Origin of the sequence: Rhodococcus sp. 24CO, from assembly GCF_050586165.1 — a bacterium.
Taxonomy (GTDB): Bacteria; Actinomycetota; Actinomycetes; order Mycobacteriales; family Mycobacteriaceae; genus Rhodococcus_F.
On record NZ_JAZFNF010000003.1, the window covers coordinates 1 to 17,007 of the forward strand.

Below are 17,007 nucleotides of genomic sequence, written 5' to 3' on the forward strand. Positions count from 1 at the left end.
TCAAGAGTCGTGTTACCCGTATTCGCACCCGTCACCGAGTACGTGATCGTCTGACCAGCAGCAACATTGGTACCCGACACCGGATCCGCAGTCTTCGCGACTGTAAAGCCGGGAACGGAGTGATTGGTCTCCACTGGGGGAGGAGCGATCGGCGGACCGGTCGGCGGCTGCGCGGTGCCGGAGACCTTGTTGTTCAGGACCGTGCCCGCAGCAACACCGTCGTTGACCTTCACCTCATAGGTGAGAACGACGGACTTACCCGCTTCGAGAAAACCAGTCCACGAAAGGGTGGTGCCCGACAGAGTCGGAGCAGCGGCAGGAGCACCGTCGATGGTCGCCTTCAGCGAACCGGGAACGACAGCGGCGTTATTGAGAACCGCACTCAGATCATCGTCGATCTTTACCGGATCGAGCTTCGTCTTACCGGTGTTGGTGCCGGTGACGGTGTACTTGATCGACTCGCCGGCCTGAACCGTCGAACCGGAAATCGGATCAGCAGTCTTCACCAATGTGAAACCGGGAACGGAGTGATTGGTCTCCACTGGAGGAGGAGCGATCGCCGGAACGGTCGGCGGCTTTGCAGTACCCGTGACCTTGTTGTTCAAGACCGTGCCCGCAGCAACACCGTCGTTGACCTTCACCTGGTAGGTCAGGACAACCGACTTACCGGCCTGGAGATCGCCGGACCACGACAAAGTGCTGCCCGACAAAGTCGGAGCAGCGGCAGGAGCACCGTCGACGGTCGCCTTCAGCGAACCGGGAACAACAGTGGCGTTATTGAGAACCGCGCCCAGATCGTCAGTGATCGTGGTGGGCGCGAGGGCCGTCTTACCGGTGTTTGCACCGGTGACCGTATACGTAATTGTGTCGCCGGACTGCACCGTCGAACCGGAAGCCGGGTCGGCAGTCTTCGTCAACGTGAAACCAGGCATGGGATGCGTCGTGCAGAGATTGGTTGCAGGATCACACGTCGTCGGGGGAGTTGTCGTCCCCGGGACGAGGTAGTTGTTCAGGACTTTGTTGCCACCGTCTTTGACCGTGACGGTGTATGTGACTGTCCCTTTGCCGCCGGCTGGCAACGTGCCGCCGACTTTGATCTTGTCGGCGCCATTCAATGCGGCGGTGAGTCCGCCTGTAGCAGCACCGACCGCAACCGTTCCGTCATCAATGACGTCGGCAAGGTAGTCCGTGTAGTCGATCGTTGCCGGGGAAGTACCCGGGTTCTCGAAATTGAGTGTGTAGGTGATTGTTTGGCCGATATTGACCGTCTCACCGGTAGGTGGTGACGACGATTTCTTTACGAGAACCGGAGTGTTCTTGACCTTGCAATACACGTTGTCACCCGGGGTGAGTGCTGCCTGCGCAACGTCACCGACCTTGAGAGTCTGGGTCACACCGTTTACCTGGCAATCCCATGAGGTCGCGTAGTTCGCGGTCTTGGTCGCCGAGGTAGTGGGCTTCTCCCAGAACGTGACGGGAGTAGGTGTCGTATCTGCGAGGAGCGTCCGCCAGCCAGTCGATGCCGTCGTATCGGTAGCGCCGGTAGTGGTGCTCTTGATCTCGGTCGCTGCAGCGGCACCTGCGTTAGCGTGGTGCCCGGTGCTCATGCCGATAGTGAAATCGTCACCGGGGGTGACACGCGTGAGTTCCTTGTCGATCTTGACCTTCGACAGCAGGACACCGAACGCCAGACCCTGACGTGAGGTAGCCAGAACGGTATTACCGAATGTTGCTGCGAAGTTGGTCGGAGCGGTCGATGCAACAACCAAAGTTCCTGGCGAATACTCCTGGTTGTTGACCAGGTTCCAAGAATCGCATCGGACGGTGGTGGCGGGCATAGCCGTCAGTCCACCGTCACAGGCGCGAATTCCGGGGTAGTCGGGATCACCCGCACCGACGGTGCGTGCGATCTGACGAAGAGGCTTGTCCGAGTTGAAGGTCAGGAACTCCTTATCGGTCGACGTGTTCGCGTCAGTCGACTCGGCGTCAGCGGCCACGAGGCCGTAGTTGAGGACCGTGCCGTTCGGCCCCGTCATAACGATGTTCTTCAGCGACACCGTTCCACCGGATTGTCCATTCACGGAGGACTTCTGGTAGATCGCAGGCTTGATCGTCTTCGGCACACCCGTGTACGCGGACGACCCTAGAGCCGCGTAGTCCAAGGTGGGAAGAGGCGACGCTACGATTCCCTGGTGCGTCTTTCCTGCCACCGAGTCGGTGAGGAAGGCGTTGAACTTGATCTTGTAGCCCTCGGTGAGCTGAATTTCCATCGGCTGCCCGGCTGCGGAAGTAGCCGTGGCCTCGTTGAGCGCCGACATGTCGATCCAGCAGATGTTCTGCGAGAAAGGGCCGGTGTTCGGGGCACTGAACGCGCAGCCGTTTGCAGGCTGTTCGTCCGGAAGAACAGCGGCGCGAGCCGGCGCCTGAGCCTGAACGGGACCGCCGAGCGTCGCGGCCGGTTGCGCTGACGCAACTACTGCCGTCGCGCCGGAGATACCGAGAATCATCGCGATGGTGGTCCACACCACCGTCCACGCTCGCACCCAGGGCGGCAGCCCTGCGGTGAATATGGCCGACCTTGTCGGCGGTAAGTCGTTAGGCATTTCTAGCTCCCCAGGATGTGCCTGATCGATATTCGGTGGACGGAGATGCGAGAGCGATGGCGCGAACTCCCGTTTGATCGGTTGGTTCGGGTCGGTGTGCCGCTTCTCGACTGATCGACCTCGCACCGGACGCTGTTGCCGGTCCTGCCATTCGAGCTCCTCTTCGGGTAACACCTGCGTGTTGGAAGAGCCGTCCTGTGCAGGACTTTGGCCCTCGAAATCCATGCAAATCGAGAGCAATCTTCCAGTTATCTCGATCAAGATAACAGATAACCGGGAGCTTGCCCACTGAAAGTCAGACAAAGCAGACCGATTGACGTTTTCCTTCGTAGATCGGACAAGGCGCACTCGACACCTTTGGTCAACCGGACAATCCGACTACATTGGGCCGCCACTAGGTCATACGCGACTCGAAGCGGCGTTTTAGCTGGATAGACCGGGTCGCTGAAATGTGCGGACGCACGCTAGACCTAGACAAATGACCAAAATCTATAATCCCTGTTGAATGGGCCACAGTGACGGAAGTTCGACCCAGAACACACACAATCGATCATCGTGACGTAGCCCGTCCGAACGCGCCGAAATCAAGTGAACGATCGCGGCCAACTCATTCAAGGCTTTGGGGTAACGAAGTGGGAAGAAGCCCCGATAGACGGATGGCGAGGGCTCAATACGTCCGTCGCATGTGTAGATAACCACCTGGACAGACCAAACTACAGGTCCGTTTTGTGAATATCTCCAGGTGGAAGTTCAGTTCATTTCGCACCCTAGCTACTATTTGACCCCATCTAGCTAGCAGAGTGTTCAACGATTCCGGCTACCGTTCCGTTGAATTTCTCGTAACCGATGAGCTACATACGGACCAATCGGCCACGCGTGATCAGGCGCGGAAAGGGGCCGCGCACGGTACCGAACAGGGTCAGAGGACCCGAAAAGGACACGAGGGTGCGCCGTCGCATACGTCTAGCTGCTGCCGAGCCCCACGCTGTTGGAGTAACGGCCGAAGTCACCCTGCGCGCCGCTGTAGACATTGATATCGGTGTTACCGACAATCCCCGGGATACGCCCAGTGCTCGTGTACTGCCAGAAGGTCCAGTTCGACCACCCACCAGGCAAGGGCCCCGGAGCGCTCTGACCGTTGTAATCGGCTATCCAGAGCGGGTAGTGGTTGAATTCCGTGGTGTTCGCCATCTGCGTGCGCCAGAAGTTGGGATACGTATAAATAATCGGCTGCCGTCCGGTCAGCGCCTGGACCGTGTTCAGGTACCGGTGCGTCCAGTCGATCACCTGCGATGCCGGCAACCCTTTTGCGTCTTCGAGATCGAGGACGGGCGGCAAATCGCCAGGACCGTTGATACCGAGGACCATCGCCGCGTAGAACGCAGCCTGCGCTTCCGGTGACGCTCGCACGTCCGCATAGTGATAGGCGCCGCGCGCGACGCCCGCAACGCGCATGCGTAGACAATCTTGAACGAAATACGGATTGACGTAGTTCAGTGACTCCGTCGCTTTGACCATCGCGAACTCGTGCCCCGACGCCCGAACCTGGAACCAGTCGATTCCAGTTCCATCCACATGCTGCCAAGACGAAACGTCCGGCCCGCGGGGAGCATCCGCCGCAGCGAGACCCGGGGCCGTCAACGCAACGGCAGCAGCCATCACGATCGGGGTTAGTTTGCCTAAGGTCCTGACGCAGCGTCGCTCGGCCATTCTCCGAGCGTAGGGACTGATGCCTGATTTGTCTGTTGTTTCACGAACTGTTCAGACTTTGGTCATCCCAACCAATCGAGAACCGCTGCCGCCGTCCAGGATTGCTGCATGCTGCCCAACGGTTCACCCGTAAAGGGTTCGTAATACTCGGCAAAACTGCCGTCACTGGCCTGCCTGAGGCCCTCGGCCCGGAGAACATACGACCGTTCAGCCCATCCACGCCGCGCAAATGCCCACGAGAAGAGCCATGTGATCACCGGCCAGACGGGCCCACGCCAATACTCACGCGGACGGAAATCACCGGACACCGGGGAAGTGGACGGCGGCACGGCAAATCTCATGTCCGGATGCCCACAGAACTTGGGACCCTCGAATGTTCGCAACAGCGCACGTTCGGCATCGCGACCAAGCCCACCACACAGCAACGGCGCAAACATCGCGATGGTCTCGGTATTCACCCAGCGCCCGGTCCGAAGATCAAAATCCTTTGCAGCGCCACTTCTTTCGTCCGTGGTAGCGATGACACCTCGACGGAACCGGTCTGCCCAACCACGCAGATCTCGCACATCGGAGTTCGGCCGCGAATGTTCCTCGCCGATAGTCGCCAGGACATCGCAGGCCATAGAGAAGACAGCTGAGACAAATACGTCCTCGACCGCAAAACTCATTGCGGTAGAAAGCTGTTGGTCGTCGTAGCGCACCGATTTCATTTCTTCGAGCAGCCACAGATAGCGATCGTATTCGTGATCCTTGGGACGTTGCGTCAGGTCCGTTACAACAGCAAGGTCAGCTCGCTGGTACGCAGGAACTTGTCCCGCAACAACATTCCCGTACGCCGTGTCCCACCGTGGAGAGTTGTCCATCCCCGATTCCCAGCCGTGATAGAGCGCTATCCGGCCATTACCGTCGAGATCTCGTGCCTCGGCAAGCCAGCGATGCCACCGAACCAGATCATTCCACCGCCGATCCAAGAACTCCTCGGCAATCGCTCGCGTCGTGCGGCCGTGACGGCGCGAATGGTCGAGGATTCGTTGCACGGCAATCGCATGTACTGGCGGCTGGGTAATCCCGGATGTCGCCGTGCCGATCGGCGCATGTGCAGCCAACGCGTTGACGTCCCAACGCGTCGGGCCGGGGAAATAGCCGTCGACGCCGTTTGCAAAAACGATGTGCGGAATCATTCCGTTCTTCCACTGCGCGGAAAGCAAGGTATCGAGTTCGACGACGGCTCTCTCAACACTCAACGGAGCCAATCCGACGGCAACAAACGCCGCATCCCAACTCCACATATGTGGATAAAGCTTGGGAGCAGCGCTAGTCATCGTGCCCAGATCATTACCGCGCAGCAGATACGCGGCTCGGGCAGCGAGCTGTGTCGGGGTGAATCCACGGTCGGCCATAGAAGTCTATTTTGCGTCGAGTACGGCTTCTGCGCTCATCGGAGTGGCGCGGTGAGTCTTTCTCTGGACCACTTTGCTGGTATTCCTACGGGAAGAAGTTACTCAACTGACAAGGCGGTTGCGGTTCATGGGCATCAAGGAAGAGTCAGCAGAGCGCGAGCGCACGACCCTGCGTTACTCGCTGATGGTTGCGACAGCCTTGGCAGTCCTGGCCGCGGTGTGGGGGTGGATGTCGCAGTCTCAGGTAATCCTGCTCGACGGTGTGTATGCCCTGATCGGCATGGTTCTGACCTGGATGTCGCTGCGCGTCTCCCGGATCGCAGATTCAGGCCCGACGGCGCGTTTCCCGTTCGGCAAGGAAGCCCTGATTCCGGTGGTGATCGCAATTCAGGGTATGGCATTGCTGGCGACGCTGGCGTACGCCGCCGTGGAGGCCGTGCGGGTCATCCTGGCCGGCGGAGCCGATGTGACCGCCGGATCGCTCGCAGCTTACGGCGCGATCAGTGCAGCTGTGTCCGTACTGATCTGGCGCTACGTCGGAAAGGCCGACCGCACATCCGATCTCCTGGTTGCCGAGGCGAGACAGTGGGGAGCGTCGGCCGCCTTCAGTGCTCTCGTTGCCGTAGGCGCTGTTGTCGCAATGATCCTGGGACGCACCGATTTCTCCGACGCCGATCGATATGTCGACTCGGTGCTCGTCCTGATCGGCTGTGCGATGCTGGTCCCACAACCCTTGGCCCTGTTGCGAACTGCACTGGTAGAGCTGCTCGAAGGTGCTCCCAGCCAACAGGTTCAGGCGCATGTCCACGACGCGATCGCAGCTGTTCGCGATGAATTCGATTTGGATGAACCAGCCCTGACGATGAGCAAGGTCGGCCGCAAGCTGTACATCGAAGCCATGTTCATGGTCCCTCCCCATACATGGGAAATCGACGACGAAGACGCGGTACGACGCACGTTCGCCAAACACCTCGCTGATCTGCCGTACGAACCGTGGCTCAACATCGAACTGACCACAGACCCTGCCTTGATGCTGTAGACCCATCATATTTCGCTCGATGCGAGGTCTCACGGAGCCAAACCGACTATGCGTGAGGCTTCATATCGACCACGGCCGTGATGTCGACTTCCACAGGAGCGCCTGACGGAAGGTTCTTGACGCCAATTGCGGCACGGACGGGAAGTGCTTCCCCACCGAGTATTTCAGCGATCACCGCCGACGCACCGTCGGCTACTGCCGACAGATCGAAGAAGTTGTCCGCGCAAGCCACATACACCGTCATGCGTAGACAGCGCTCGACTCGATCCATCCCTCCTGCGACCGAAGCAATTGCGGTGAGCGCATTCCGAGCGCACATCCCCGCAGCGGTAGCCGCATCCGCAATGTCTACCGAATCGCCGACAACTCCGGACACTTGGAGGACTCCGTCGATGCGCGGTGTCATCCCCGCGCTGTAAGCCGTCGAGTCGTGAACTGTTGCCGCCACGTACTGTCCCTGCGGCACGGGCCCTCGCACTAACGAAATGTCAGACACCTAGAGCTATCCCTTCCTGTCGAGGATCGGCTGCGCCGCTGAGTAGCCCCCGCTCACGATCGAGTGAAATCACCTGAGCGCTGCCACCACCATCCCACGCTCCCTGGAGCGTCACATCGTGTCCTCGACTACGTAATTCGGACAACGTGGACTCTCCTATCCTTGATTCGCACCGAAGCTCAGCGGCCCGACCGATCACGTCTGAATCACTGCCCGGGTAAACCGTGAATCGCGGTGCCGCCACAGCCTCTGCCGGGTCGAGTCCGTGGTCGAGCAAATGGGACAGCAGTTGCATGTTCCACTGGACCTGCCCGTCTCCACCCGGGGTGTTACCCACGTGGAGCAGTGCCCCCGCGGTGTCTGCTGCTATCCAAGCATTGAGAGTATGCATCGGTTTACGTCGCGGCGAAGCCGAATTTGGATGCCCTGGAATCAGATACGCACCACGACCGAATCTGTTGTTCAGTACTACCCCCGTACCCGGGACCGTGATCTTGGAACCGAACGTGAAGGCAAGGGAATGAATGAAGCTGACCGCTCGTCCGTCTGAGTCGACGGCGACAATCGACGTGGTGTCCCCGCCGGCCACACTGAACTCCCGTCGCCTCGACTTCGCATCCAATGATGCTCTCGATCGGGCCACGGTGTCGGGTAGCAGCAGTGTTCTCCATTCGTCATTGTCACTACCGCACAGTGCAAAGCGATCCTCGAAGGCGAGGCGGGCCGCCGATACCAATCTGTCGATCGCGGGTGCCGCCATCCATGGCGAGTACCCGACTACACGGTCGCACAGAGCGGCTTGCTGAAGAACCATCCAGCCTGGCGTCGGCATCGCCGTCTGATATACCACCGCACCCGCGTAAGTACCGGCTATGGCGGGTTCCGGGTCGACCTTGAATCCATCCGCCCACTCGTTACCGCTGAAAGGCGCCCCACGTTCACGCAGTGTCGACACAGCTTTCTGAGCGAAGGATCCGAGATAGAAGTCCGCAGGATCGGACGCCAGTGAGCGAATCGTTCGAGCTAGATCAATTTGGGGGAGTTGTTGTCCCACATGAGGTAACCCGCCGCCGGGAAGATAGACAGCGGCGAGGCCGGGATCCAGCGCAATCGCCAGATGGGCTTCCCGGATATCTAGGAGGGTCTTGGCTGAACACGGTAATCCTCGTTCGGCGCTACCTGCCGCCGGTTCCCACAAGTCAGACAGAGAACGTGTCGCCCCATTGGCATGAAGTGCTGCCAGGGCCGCAGGGGCGCCTGGTACGGCAACGCCGAGGGGTCCGTCCAAGGGAATCGAGGTCAAACCTTGATCTGTGTAGAAATCCGTCTCTCCACCGTCTGGCCCGAATCCACTTCCTCCGACCGTCCAGACTCGTCCGTCGGGCTCACGCACTACCGCGAAGGCGTCTCCACCGATTCCGCATTGTCCTGGCAGCGCCAACCATGTCATTGCCGCCATGGCGAGTGTCGCGTCGATCGCATTGCCGCCGTCGGCGAGAACCTGCACACCGATCGTGCTGGCTGCCGGATGACTGGAAGAGACCATGCCCCTTGTCGAGAGGGTTGGTGGCCTTGTGGTCATGTCAGGCCGCGGGTTGCACGTCGGCGGGGCGCTGATGTCGTGTCCGATGGGTCGAACCCGACGAAAATGTCTCCCTCTCGTTCTTCGACGGCGTATGTCTTGATAGCCACCGTGGCCGGCGGATACACCGGCTCACCCGTCTCCAGATCGAAGACACTGCCGTGACATGAACAACCTATGCCGTCCTCTACGAGTTTGCCGGAAGACAGGAGACAGTCAAGGTGTGTGCAGTAGTTGGACGTCGCGTACGCCTTACCGTCCAGTCGGGCGACGGCGAATTCGTGCTCGCCCGAAAAGAATCGACGGACAAGTCCTTCCGTCACCTGACCCGACCGAGCTACGCGGACGAACTCGACATTATCTGCTGCGGTCTTCTCTGGTTCCATGACGGTCCCCTCTACGATTGTGCTGTGGTCGGCGGCGCTCATGCGAGCCCGCTCAGGTAAATCGTCTTCTCGCGCTGGTAGAAACCCATCATCGATTCGCCGGCCTGCTCTTTGTTGGTCTGCGTGCTCGACGCCTTGAATCCACCGAACGGCGCGTTCATACTCATGCCTGTCGTGGGTTGATTGATCTTCACCAGTCCCGTCTTCGTCCGAGCGGCAAAAGCCAACGCTGTTGCAATGTCGTTGGTTACGACCGAAGAGCTCAATCCGTATTCGCTATTGTTTGCGAGGTCGACTGCACTGTCGAAGTTTTCGGTGCGCAAGAAGACCAATAGTGGACCGAATACTTCTTCGGTTACGATGCGCATTTCGGGTGTTCCGCCTGAAAAAACCGTTGGGGTAACAAAGAAACCATCAGCATCGTCATCGTGCGGTCCTCCACCGCAGATCAATTCAGCTCCATCGTCCAGAGCTACCTGAACATAGTCCAAGAACTTTCGGTATTGTCCTGCGCTTGCCAACGCACCCATCGTGACGCCCTCGTCGCCACCGGCCCCGACGACCAACTTCTGTGCCAGTACAACAACTCTGCTGAGTAGGTCATCATGGATGGCCTCAACCGCAACAACGCGGCTTGTTCCGGTGCAGGCTTGGCCAGATAACCCGAAGGCGCCCTTCACAATCAATGAGGCTGCCTTGTCGAGATCGGCACCCTCCAGCACTACAACCGGATTCTTGCCGCCCATCTCGAGCTGACTGCGCCGTTCCGGGCCGACAGCGGCGTGGATCGCCCGTCCGGTCTGGGTGGACCCCGTGAAAGTGATGGCATCGACGCGGCTGTCTGCAACCACGGCGGCACCTGCCTTTCCTGATCCTTGTACCAACGCGATAACCCCGGGAGGCAACCCACCGGCAAGTAGTGCCTCGACAAGACGCTGCCCCATCAAGGGAGTCAACTCGGATGGCTTGAGTAGCAGCACGTTTCCGGCGGCAAGTGCCGGTCCGATCTTTCGTGACGGTATGTTCAGCGGGAAGTTCCACGGCGTGATCGCCCCAACAACGCCGACCGGTTCACGGACGGTGAACACCAGACCTTCCCCCGGCGACGGGTATGTGGTTCCGGTAGTGCGAACAGCCTCGGCCGCATAGAAGCGCAAGTTCATCGGGGTACGCCCGACTTCCATGGTCGCTTCTGCGCGAGTCTTGCCTTCTTCTCGAACGAGTTCATCGACGAGAGCCGCCGCATTCGATTCAAGGTTCGCCGCAGCAGCTTCCAGAATTTCTGCACGACGTTCGGGTGCGGTCGCAGCCCACGCCGGGGCTGCTTTGATCAATGCGGAGACGGCAATTTCGACGTCATCGTGTCCGGAGTCCGGGAATGTGCCAATTACATCGGATCGATCAGCCGGATTACGACGCTCGAACGTCGCGCCGGATTGTGCAGCGACCCATCTACCGTCGATATAGTTCAGGCCCATCAGTTGCTCGCCGCCAATTCTTCGTCATCCAGCAGATCAAAAAGGTCAATGTCGATGTCTCGCAACCGGTCTGCGCTGCACTGTTTGCCGATCAGCTCACGCGCTGCCCCGATGTCGTCGCCGCGGTCGAGCGCGAATGCCCCACGCACAATTCCGTCATCGAGATAGAATGCTGTGAACCCTCCGTCGTGCACGTTGCCTCTCGTGACGATCTCGGTATGTTGGGCACGGCCGGTGAATTGAAGATTGACGCCGAACTGGTCGGACCAGAACCAGTGCGGTGCATCGTTGACACCTTCGCGACCCAGCATCAGGTTTGCCGTCGCTGCGCCCTGCCTGCTGGCGTTGTCGAAGTGCTCGACCCGCATATGGCGTCCCGCCCTGTCGGAATAGCGTGAAGCGACATCCCCGGCTGCGAAAACGTTAGGCGTTGCTGTACGTCCTTGCACGTCAACAACTATTCCATTGTCGACGGCCAGTCCCGATGCATGTGCGATCTCTACATTCGGTTCGATTCCGATTCCGATGACAACAACATCGGCGCTCACGATCTCACCCGAACTCAGCGAAATGCGAACCTCCGACTGTTCGGTGTGGACCGCCGTGACGTCGACGCCGGTAACGACGTGCACTCCATTGTCGCGCTGCAATCGGGTGCAGACGGCGCCCATTTCTGCGCCGACGATATGAGCGAGCGGGATCGGCGCTCGTTCGATGACCGTAACCTCGCAACCCAGACTTCGTGCTGTCGAGGCAATTTCGAGACCCACGAATCCGCCGCCGATGAGCGCTACGTGCGTTCCCGGACGAAGGTGGGTCGACAAGCGCTGTGCATCGTCGATAGTGCGGAGATAGTGCGTGCGTTCCGGGGCAGGTCCGGTGACGGCCATCGTACGTGGCCGACCACCGGTTGCGATGAGCACCGCGTCCGCCGCGATCGTACGGCCGTCAGCCAACTCGACGACGCCCGCGCCTGTGTCGATGCGACTCGCCGCAGTGCCGGTCAACAATTCCACGTGGTTCTTTTCACGCCAGGACGGCGGCAGCAGCATGAGGGAGTCGAGCGACTCCGTACCGGCAAGAAATTCCTTTGACAGAGGTGGCCGTTGATACGGCGCATGGTTCTCGTCGCCGATCAACACGATACGGCCGTCAAATCCCCTGCGGCGCAGCGTACGTGCTGCAACTGCGGCAGTCTGTCCCGCACCGATGGAGACGATGGTGTCGAGGGTTGCGGTCATGACAAGGCCTGTTCTCGTTCGGACGCCACAACGGTGCGCGGTGTCAAATCCACGTAGATGACGTCGTCTGCGACGGTTACGGGATAGGTCGGTTGGCAGAGGTCTTGGTCTTCTTCGTAGCCGGACTCGAGGTCGAAAGCCCATTGGTGTCCTGGGCAGATCACCCGCCCATGCAGAATCGTGCCCTTTGTGAGGGAGCGATCGGCGTGTATGCACAGGTCACGGAACGCATAGATACGCCCGTTGGCTTGAAAGAGTGCGATCGCGGTCGCGCCCACCTCGACGCGCAACTTGGTGCGCCTTCCGAGGTCGCGCAGGGCCGCGACGGCGGTCCAGTTCGTATCCATGTCTTCCCTTCGACAACTCGAGAATTCGATCGACTCGGCAGATGGCGGAGTCACCGTTCCGCCACCCGCCGGGACAATCAATCAGCTTCAGGCAGTGATGAGTTCGAGGTCAGACGCCACATAGGTGTCGTAGAGTCCCTTGGTGTAGCTGAATCGCATTTCCGCACCCCACTTGACCAGCTGCAAGCAGCGGGCCTGCAACTCCGGGGTGTCTGCGTGGTCGAGCACGATCTGGTAGCCGCGCTCACCGTGCACGACATCGGATGTGATGTGCAGTTCGAAGAATTCGATCTCGTCCTCGGTGAATCCGTATACTTCTCGAAGCGGAATTATCTGCTTCTTGTAGATACTCGGGACCTGTGATTCCAGCCCGACAACCAGCGCTGCCGTCGCGACAACAAAGTGTTCACGCTGGGAAACGGCGTAGCACCAGGACTGTAGTCCGCGAGTTATGGCACTCATATTGGACGGATTCTCGATCTGCTCACGAGTGGTGCCGCATGCCTCACCGAACTTGATCAACAGATCGGTATGGCGAATATCTGCCAGTTCCTCCTCGTACATGTTCTGGAGAGTGAAGTCCTTGGCATTGGTGAACGTGTCGGGAGTATTCGAGTAGATGTTCGCGAGGTAGTCGGCGAACGGTCCGACGTAGTGGTAGTGGTTTTCGGCCCAGCGCGCGAAGTGGCGCTTCTCGAGCTTTCCATCTGCCCATGCCTTGCTGAAGGAAGCGTTTGCGGCCTCGCGGCCAACCAGCGCTCCTTCGAGAGCTGCGCGGAAATCTTCGCGGTTCAAGAGTTCGGTCATGATCTGCCTCGTTCTTTCTTGATGTTAGAAGATGATTCGTTGCCGACGGTAATAGGCGTTGCGGCGGTTCACTATGGTCAAAAGATCCGAATATCAACGTCTTTCGAGTGCACTGTGCACTTTTCGAACGAGTTTGTCAGACGTTGGCAGACGTGAGCGCCTCGAACTCCGCAAGCATGGCGGCACCTACTGCTTTGTCCTGCTTGCCATTTCCGCCGCTGATACCCACTCCCCCGACAATCTGACCGTTGTACAGCAAGGGGAATCCGCCGACGAATACGGCGAACTTACCGGGGAGCATGTGGCTGATGCCGAATGCTTCGTTGCCGGGAAGGGCTGGACCATCCGGGGCCTCGTTGAACAAGTGCGTCGCGCGCTCATGTCCTGCGGCGGTGAAGGCTTTGGCGATCGAGATGTCGACTCCGGTCAAACGTGCACCTGGCAACCTGTGCAGTGCAAGCACATTGCCCCCGTCGTCGACAACACACAGTGTCTGCTTGACGCCGATCTCTTCTGCCTTCGCACGTCCGGCGGCAAGCAGCGGTAAAGCATCGTCGAGTGTGATCCGGTGAACTTGGTGCATATCGTCTCCGTCGTGTTGGTTGGGCTGATAGATGGATTTCTACCAGCCCTGATCCCTCCGCACGATGGTCAAAAGAACCCGGACGAGCAGCACTGTGATAGTCATACTGCACATGACATGGGCTGGTTCCGTAGGTCATACTGCACACTTGATCCACCGCGAGGAGCGCAGTCATGAACCATCGACAGACCGAGAACATGACGGACTCGGAGCAATTCGAAGCCGAACGATTATCGCTACGGGGTCTCCTCGAGGAACCGATCTTCGACAAGGCGCACGTGCTGTCAGGTTACGACCAGATGGACTCCCAGGTTACGTGGTGCCTACCGTGGGACGAGGTGTTGAGCAGGCCGGATTCGCTGGTAGGCGTCGTTGTCTACACCCGTCCGGATGCTCTTTCGGGCGCCGCCCTGGCATTGAAATCGCTACTCGCGCGTGGTGCCAGTGCTGTGATCGTCGACGGGACGGCTCCTTCCAGCACAGTCTGGCCGAAGGCACTACCGGCGGTGGAATTGGCTTTCCCCGTTGGATTTACCGTGCTGAACAAGCTCCTCGCCGAGCGCGCACTCACTCAGGAAGCTCATGTGATGCGGTACGGGGTGATGGTTCATCAGTCTCTTGCTGCCTTACTTCACCGTGGCGCCGGCGTACCGATGCTCGTTCGCGAAGTAAGCTCTCTCACCTCTCGCCCCGCCCTCGCCCTCGACGTCCGGGGAAGGTTGATCGTCCAGTCCGGACTACCCGCCGAAGACAGCGAAGCGACTGCGGCGCTGGTGCAGTCCCTGACGGCAGCCCTTCCGAGCAGGACGGAAGAAGAAGTTCTCCACGCACATGAAGTGCATGTTCTCGAGCTTCCTCCGGCGCATTCGAATTCAGTTTCCGTGACAGCAGTTGCCTCTGCCATGCATCTCGCCGGTCGGCATGAGGGATGGGTTGTCGTCCTTACGCTCGCCGGCAAACCACGGCGGCACGACATCGCTCAGTACAAGGTAGTCGTGGAGCAAGCCGGCTCGATTATCGGTGCCGAGATGCTACGGCAGCGAAGCGTCGACGAAGCTGAAGAGCGCGCCAAGGGCGACTTCGTTCAAGCCCTTGTCCACGGAAACTTCGCCAGTGACCTCGACCTCAAAACTCGCGCCGAACTCCACGAAATTGATCTCGACCTCGACTACATCGTCTTCGTCGCACCTGGATTGGTCGACCGGACGGGCCCGCATCCGGGTGCAAGTATGGTGCGTCTCGCCCGGTACGCGGCAGGCGTACTGCCCCAGGTGGATGTCGCCTCCCACGTAACCGTGATCGGCGATTTTCTTATTGTCGTCAGGTCACTGCGAAGCGAGAGTCAGGACGAGATCGACGACTATGCCAATGCCATGTCCTTTGATCTGGAAAAGCGTTTGGGACAGCGCATTCCGGTGACTCATGGCCGACGATCGCACGGAGCGAAGAATATCGCCGCAAGCTACCGTGACGCTCGAATTGCACTCGGTATCGCAGCACGACTCGAACTGTCGGGTTCGGTCTCGTACCGAGATCTCCGCGGATTCGGGGTGCTTGCGGTTGCGGCCGAGTCAGACGAAAGCCGTCGGTTGATCGACGACATACTTGGGCCACTACGAGGCCTCGGCGGACCACCGGACTTCGAGAAAATCCTGTTTGCTTATCTCGCCGAAGCCGGAAACATCAATGCTGCGGCCCGCAAACTTGGCTTGCATCGAAATACGATGATCTCCAAGCTTGATCGGATCTCTCGGTCGATGGGTCTCGATATCAAGCAAGCCGAAAATCAATTCACGATCTGGTTGGCATTGAGGTTGGATCTTTTGGCCACGGTGCGGGCGGGGGTTGACCGAGAGACGCGGAACACCTGAAATCACGCCGCGATTGGATCCTCGCCGACAAAGGTTGCCGCGAACCCGACGGCAACAACAGCCGAGGTGATCCCGAATAGGAGGGCAAACGGACTGTCTGCCACGTTAACGGCGATTCCGACCCACGCGGCGCCCACTGCAGACCCGCCGAAACGGATCAGATTGAACAGACCGAGCCCCGTACCTACTGCGCCGGCAGGTGAACGGGTCGAGCCTGCTGCAGCAGGCGTTTGCACCATCGCGACTCCGACTCCGACAACAATCAGCACCGCGCTCAAGGACCACATGTTCCGGACGTCGAGCTGAAGAATCGTTGCAAGAACGCATAATCCGACGATCAAGATCGACAAACCGCAGCGCATCGTCATTCGGCCGCCGAGCCTGTCCACGTAGCGTCCGACTACCGGCGCTGAAACGGTCATCGATAGCGGCAGTACAAAGAGAACAAGTCCAGCCGAGGTCGTGGAGCTGCCGCCTGAAGTCAGGTAGAGCGGTAACGCAAGCAACGTGGCTCCCAGCGCGAACATCTGAGCAAAAGCCGCGAGTGCGCTTCGCAGGAAACGTGATTCGAGGACCAGATCTATCGGAACGAACGGGTCCTTCGCCCGTAGGCACCAGGCAACGAACACAGAAACCAGCGCGATTCCGGCAACAACGAGAATTCCACTCAGCCAAGCACTTCGGCTCCCTTGCGAAGCGAGACTGATCCCGAGGACGATGGAACCGGCGCCACTGGTCAGCGTGATCGCACCCACCCAGTCCAGCTGCATCTTCTTCGCGGGGTAACGCGGAATGAACTTCATGGTGGCGAAGTAGCCGATGAGCGCCGCTGGGATGAGTGGAACGAATACCCATCGCCAGCCCATCAAGTCGCTCACCACACCGCCCAGTGAAGGTCCCATGGCCTGCCCGATTCCGTTGACTGCAGCCCAAGCCCCGACTGCTCTGGCCCGCCGCGCCGGGCCGAACAGCCAGGCAATGAGACCCATGACGGCGGGCGCGAACGCGGCCGCCGCAACACCTCCGAACGAGCGCCACATCACCAGCACCGGGAGTGACGGTGCCAATGCCGCGCCCAGCGAGCAAATCGCAGTGCCGATCAACGCTGCGCAGTAAACCCGCCTGCGCCCGAACCGATCACCAATCCAGCCTGCCAGGGGCATCGCCGCTGCGAAGGTCAACAAGAATGCGACGACAACAAAAATTCCACTACTCAATGGAGCTTCGAAATCGTCGAGTATGGCCGTGAGTGGGACGTTGACGATGTTGTTGCTGACCGTCCCGACGAAAGTTCCCACCAGCAGTGCGGCAAGTGCGGGTGATGTGCCCCCGTCAACTCCCGCATTCATCCTCGATGCGGTCACGCCCGTAGTTGCACTCATCATGCTATCCGTTCCATTGCGGTTTGAAGGCAAGGCACAGAGGAACCACGTGCCCAGCTAAGGTTAGGGTACCCACATTTTA

Annotated in this window: 14 protein-coding genes; 2 read left to right on the plus strand and 12 right to left on the minus strand. The window is 59.5% G+C overall.

The annotated features are described in order from the left end of the window. From V2B23_RS07265 to ggh, 3 genes are all read right to left on the minus strand, one after another. A partial coding sequence (locus V2B23_RS07265; RefSeq protein WP_430949753.1) for an isopeptide-forming domain-containing fimbrial protein occupies positions 1 to 2,603 on the minus strand: 2,603 nt, incomplete at its 3' end. 963 nt (positions 2,604 to 3,566) lie between these two features. Then, the gene (locus V2B23_RS07270) at positions 3,567 to 4,313 is read right to left on the minus strand and encodes a glycoside hydrolase family 25 protein (protein WP_430949754.1); all 747 of its coding nucleotides are present in this window, start codon (positions 4,311 to 4,313) and stop codon (positions 3,567 to 3,569) included. 62 nt (positions 4,314 to 4,375) lie between these two features. Beyond that, the gene (gene ggh, locus V2B23_RS07275) at positions 4,376 to 5,713 is read right to left on the minus strand and encodes a glucosylglycerate hydrolase (protein ID WP_430949755.1); all 1,338 of its coding nucleotides are present in this window, start codon (positions 5,711 to 5,713) and stop codon (positions 4,376 to 4,378) included. A 127-nt stretch (positions 5,714 to 5,840) separates the two neighbouring features. Between ggh and V2B23_RS07280 the strand changes: the two genes are divergently transcribed. Beyond that, a complete protein-coding gene (locus V2B23_RS07280) occupies positions 5,841 to 6,752 on the plus strand; it encodes a cation transporter (protein ID WP_430949756.1) in 912 nt (303 codons plus the stop codon). A gap of 46 nt (positions 6,753 to 6,798) precedes the next feature. Here the strand turns inward: V2B23_RS07280 and V2B23_RS07285 are convergent, their stop codons facing one another. The 8 genes from V2B23_RS07285 to V2B23_RS07320 all read right to left on the minus strand — a co-directional run bounded on the left by V2B23_RS07285 (position 6,799) and on the right by V2B23_RS07320 (position 13,672). Continuing rightward, complete coding sequence (locus tag V2B23_RS07285) at positions 6,799 to 7,248, minus strand: RidA family protein (protein ID WP_430949757.1); 450 nt, start codon at positions 7,246 to 7,248, stop codon at positions 6,799 to 6,801. After that, positions 7,241 to 8,830 carry a gamma-glutamyltransferase family protein gene (locus V2B23_RS07290; RefSeq protein ID WP_430949758.1) on the minus strand — a complete coding sequence of 530 codons (1,590 nt, stop codon included), beginning with the start codon at positions 8,828 to 8,830 and terminating at the stop codon, positions 7,241 to 7,243. The genes V2B23_RS07285 and V2B23_RS07290 overlap by 8 nt, the downstream gene beginning before the upstream one ends. Then, the gene (locus V2B23_RS07295) at positions 8,827 to 9,216 is read right to left on the minus strand and encodes a Rieske (2Fe-2S) protein (RefSeq protein ID WP_430949759.1); all 390 of its coding nucleotides are present in this window, start codon (positions 9,214 to 9,216) and stop codon (positions 8,827 to 8,829) included. The genes V2B23_RS07290 and V2B23_RS07295 overlap by 4 nt, the downstream gene beginning before the upstream one ends. A gap of 38 nt (positions 9,217 to 9,254) precedes the next feature. Beyond that, complete coding sequence (locus tag V2B23_RS07300; protein WP_430949760.1) at positions 9,255 to 10,694, minus strand: aldehyde dehydrogenase family protein; 1,440 nt, start codon at positions 10,692 to 10,694, stop codon at positions 9,255 to 9,257. Next, positions 10,694 to 11,935 carry an NAD(P)/FAD-dependent oxidoreductase gene (locus V2B23_RS07305; protein WP_430949761.1) on the minus strand — a complete coding sequence of 414 codons (1,242 nt, stop codon included), beginning with the start codon at positions 11,933 to 11,935 and terminating at the stop codon, positions 10,694 to 10,696. Before V2B23_RS07305 ends, V2B23_RS07300 begins: the two co-directional genes overlap by 1 nt. Further along, on the minus strand, positions 11,932 to 12,282 hold the full coding sequence (locus V2B23_RS07310; protein ID WP_033235258.1) for a Rieske (2Fe-2S) protein: 351 nt from the start codon (positions 12,280 to 12,282) through the stop codon (positions 11,932 to 11,934). Before V2B23_RS07310 ends, V2B23_RS07305 begins: the two co-directional genes overlap by 4 nt. 87 nt (positions 12,283 to 12,369) lie before the next feature. Continuing rightward, positions 12,370 to 13,089 carry a TenA family transcriptional regulator gene (locus V2B23_RS07315; protein ID WP_045066006.1) on the minus strand — a complete coding sequence of 240 codons (720 nt, stop codon included), beginning with the start codon at positions 13,087 to 13,089 and terminating at the stop codon, positions 12,370 to 12,372. A 136-nt stretch (positions 13,090 to 13,225) separates the two neighbouring features. Then, positions 13,226 to 13,672: a GlcG/HbpS family heme-binding protein gene (locus V2B23_RS07320; protein WP_033235260.1), complete on the minus strand. Its 447-nt coding sequence runs from the start codon at positions 13,670 to 13,672 to the stop codon at positions 13,226 to 13,228. 173 nt (positions 13,673 to 13,845) lie between these two features. Here V2B23_RS07320 and V2B23_RS07325 point away from each other — a divergent pair, with 173 nt between their 5' ends. Further along, on the plus strand, positions 13,846 to 15,543 hold the full coding sequence (locus V2B23_RS07325; protein ID WP_430949762.1) for a PucR family transcriptional regulator: 1,698 nt from the start codon (positions 13,846 to 13,848) through the stop codon (positions 15,541 to 15,543). A gap of 2 nt (positions 15,544 to 15,545) precedes the next feature. Here the strand turns inward: V2B23_RS07325 and V2B23_RS07330 are convergent, their stop codons facing one another. After that, positions 15,546 to 16,925, minus strand: a complete 1,380-nt coding sequence (locus tag V2B23_RS07330) for an MFS transporter (protein WP_080711781.1) — start codon at positions 16,923 to 16,925, stop codon at positions 15,546 to 15,548. Positions 16,926 to 17,007 lie beyond the last annotated feature (82 nt).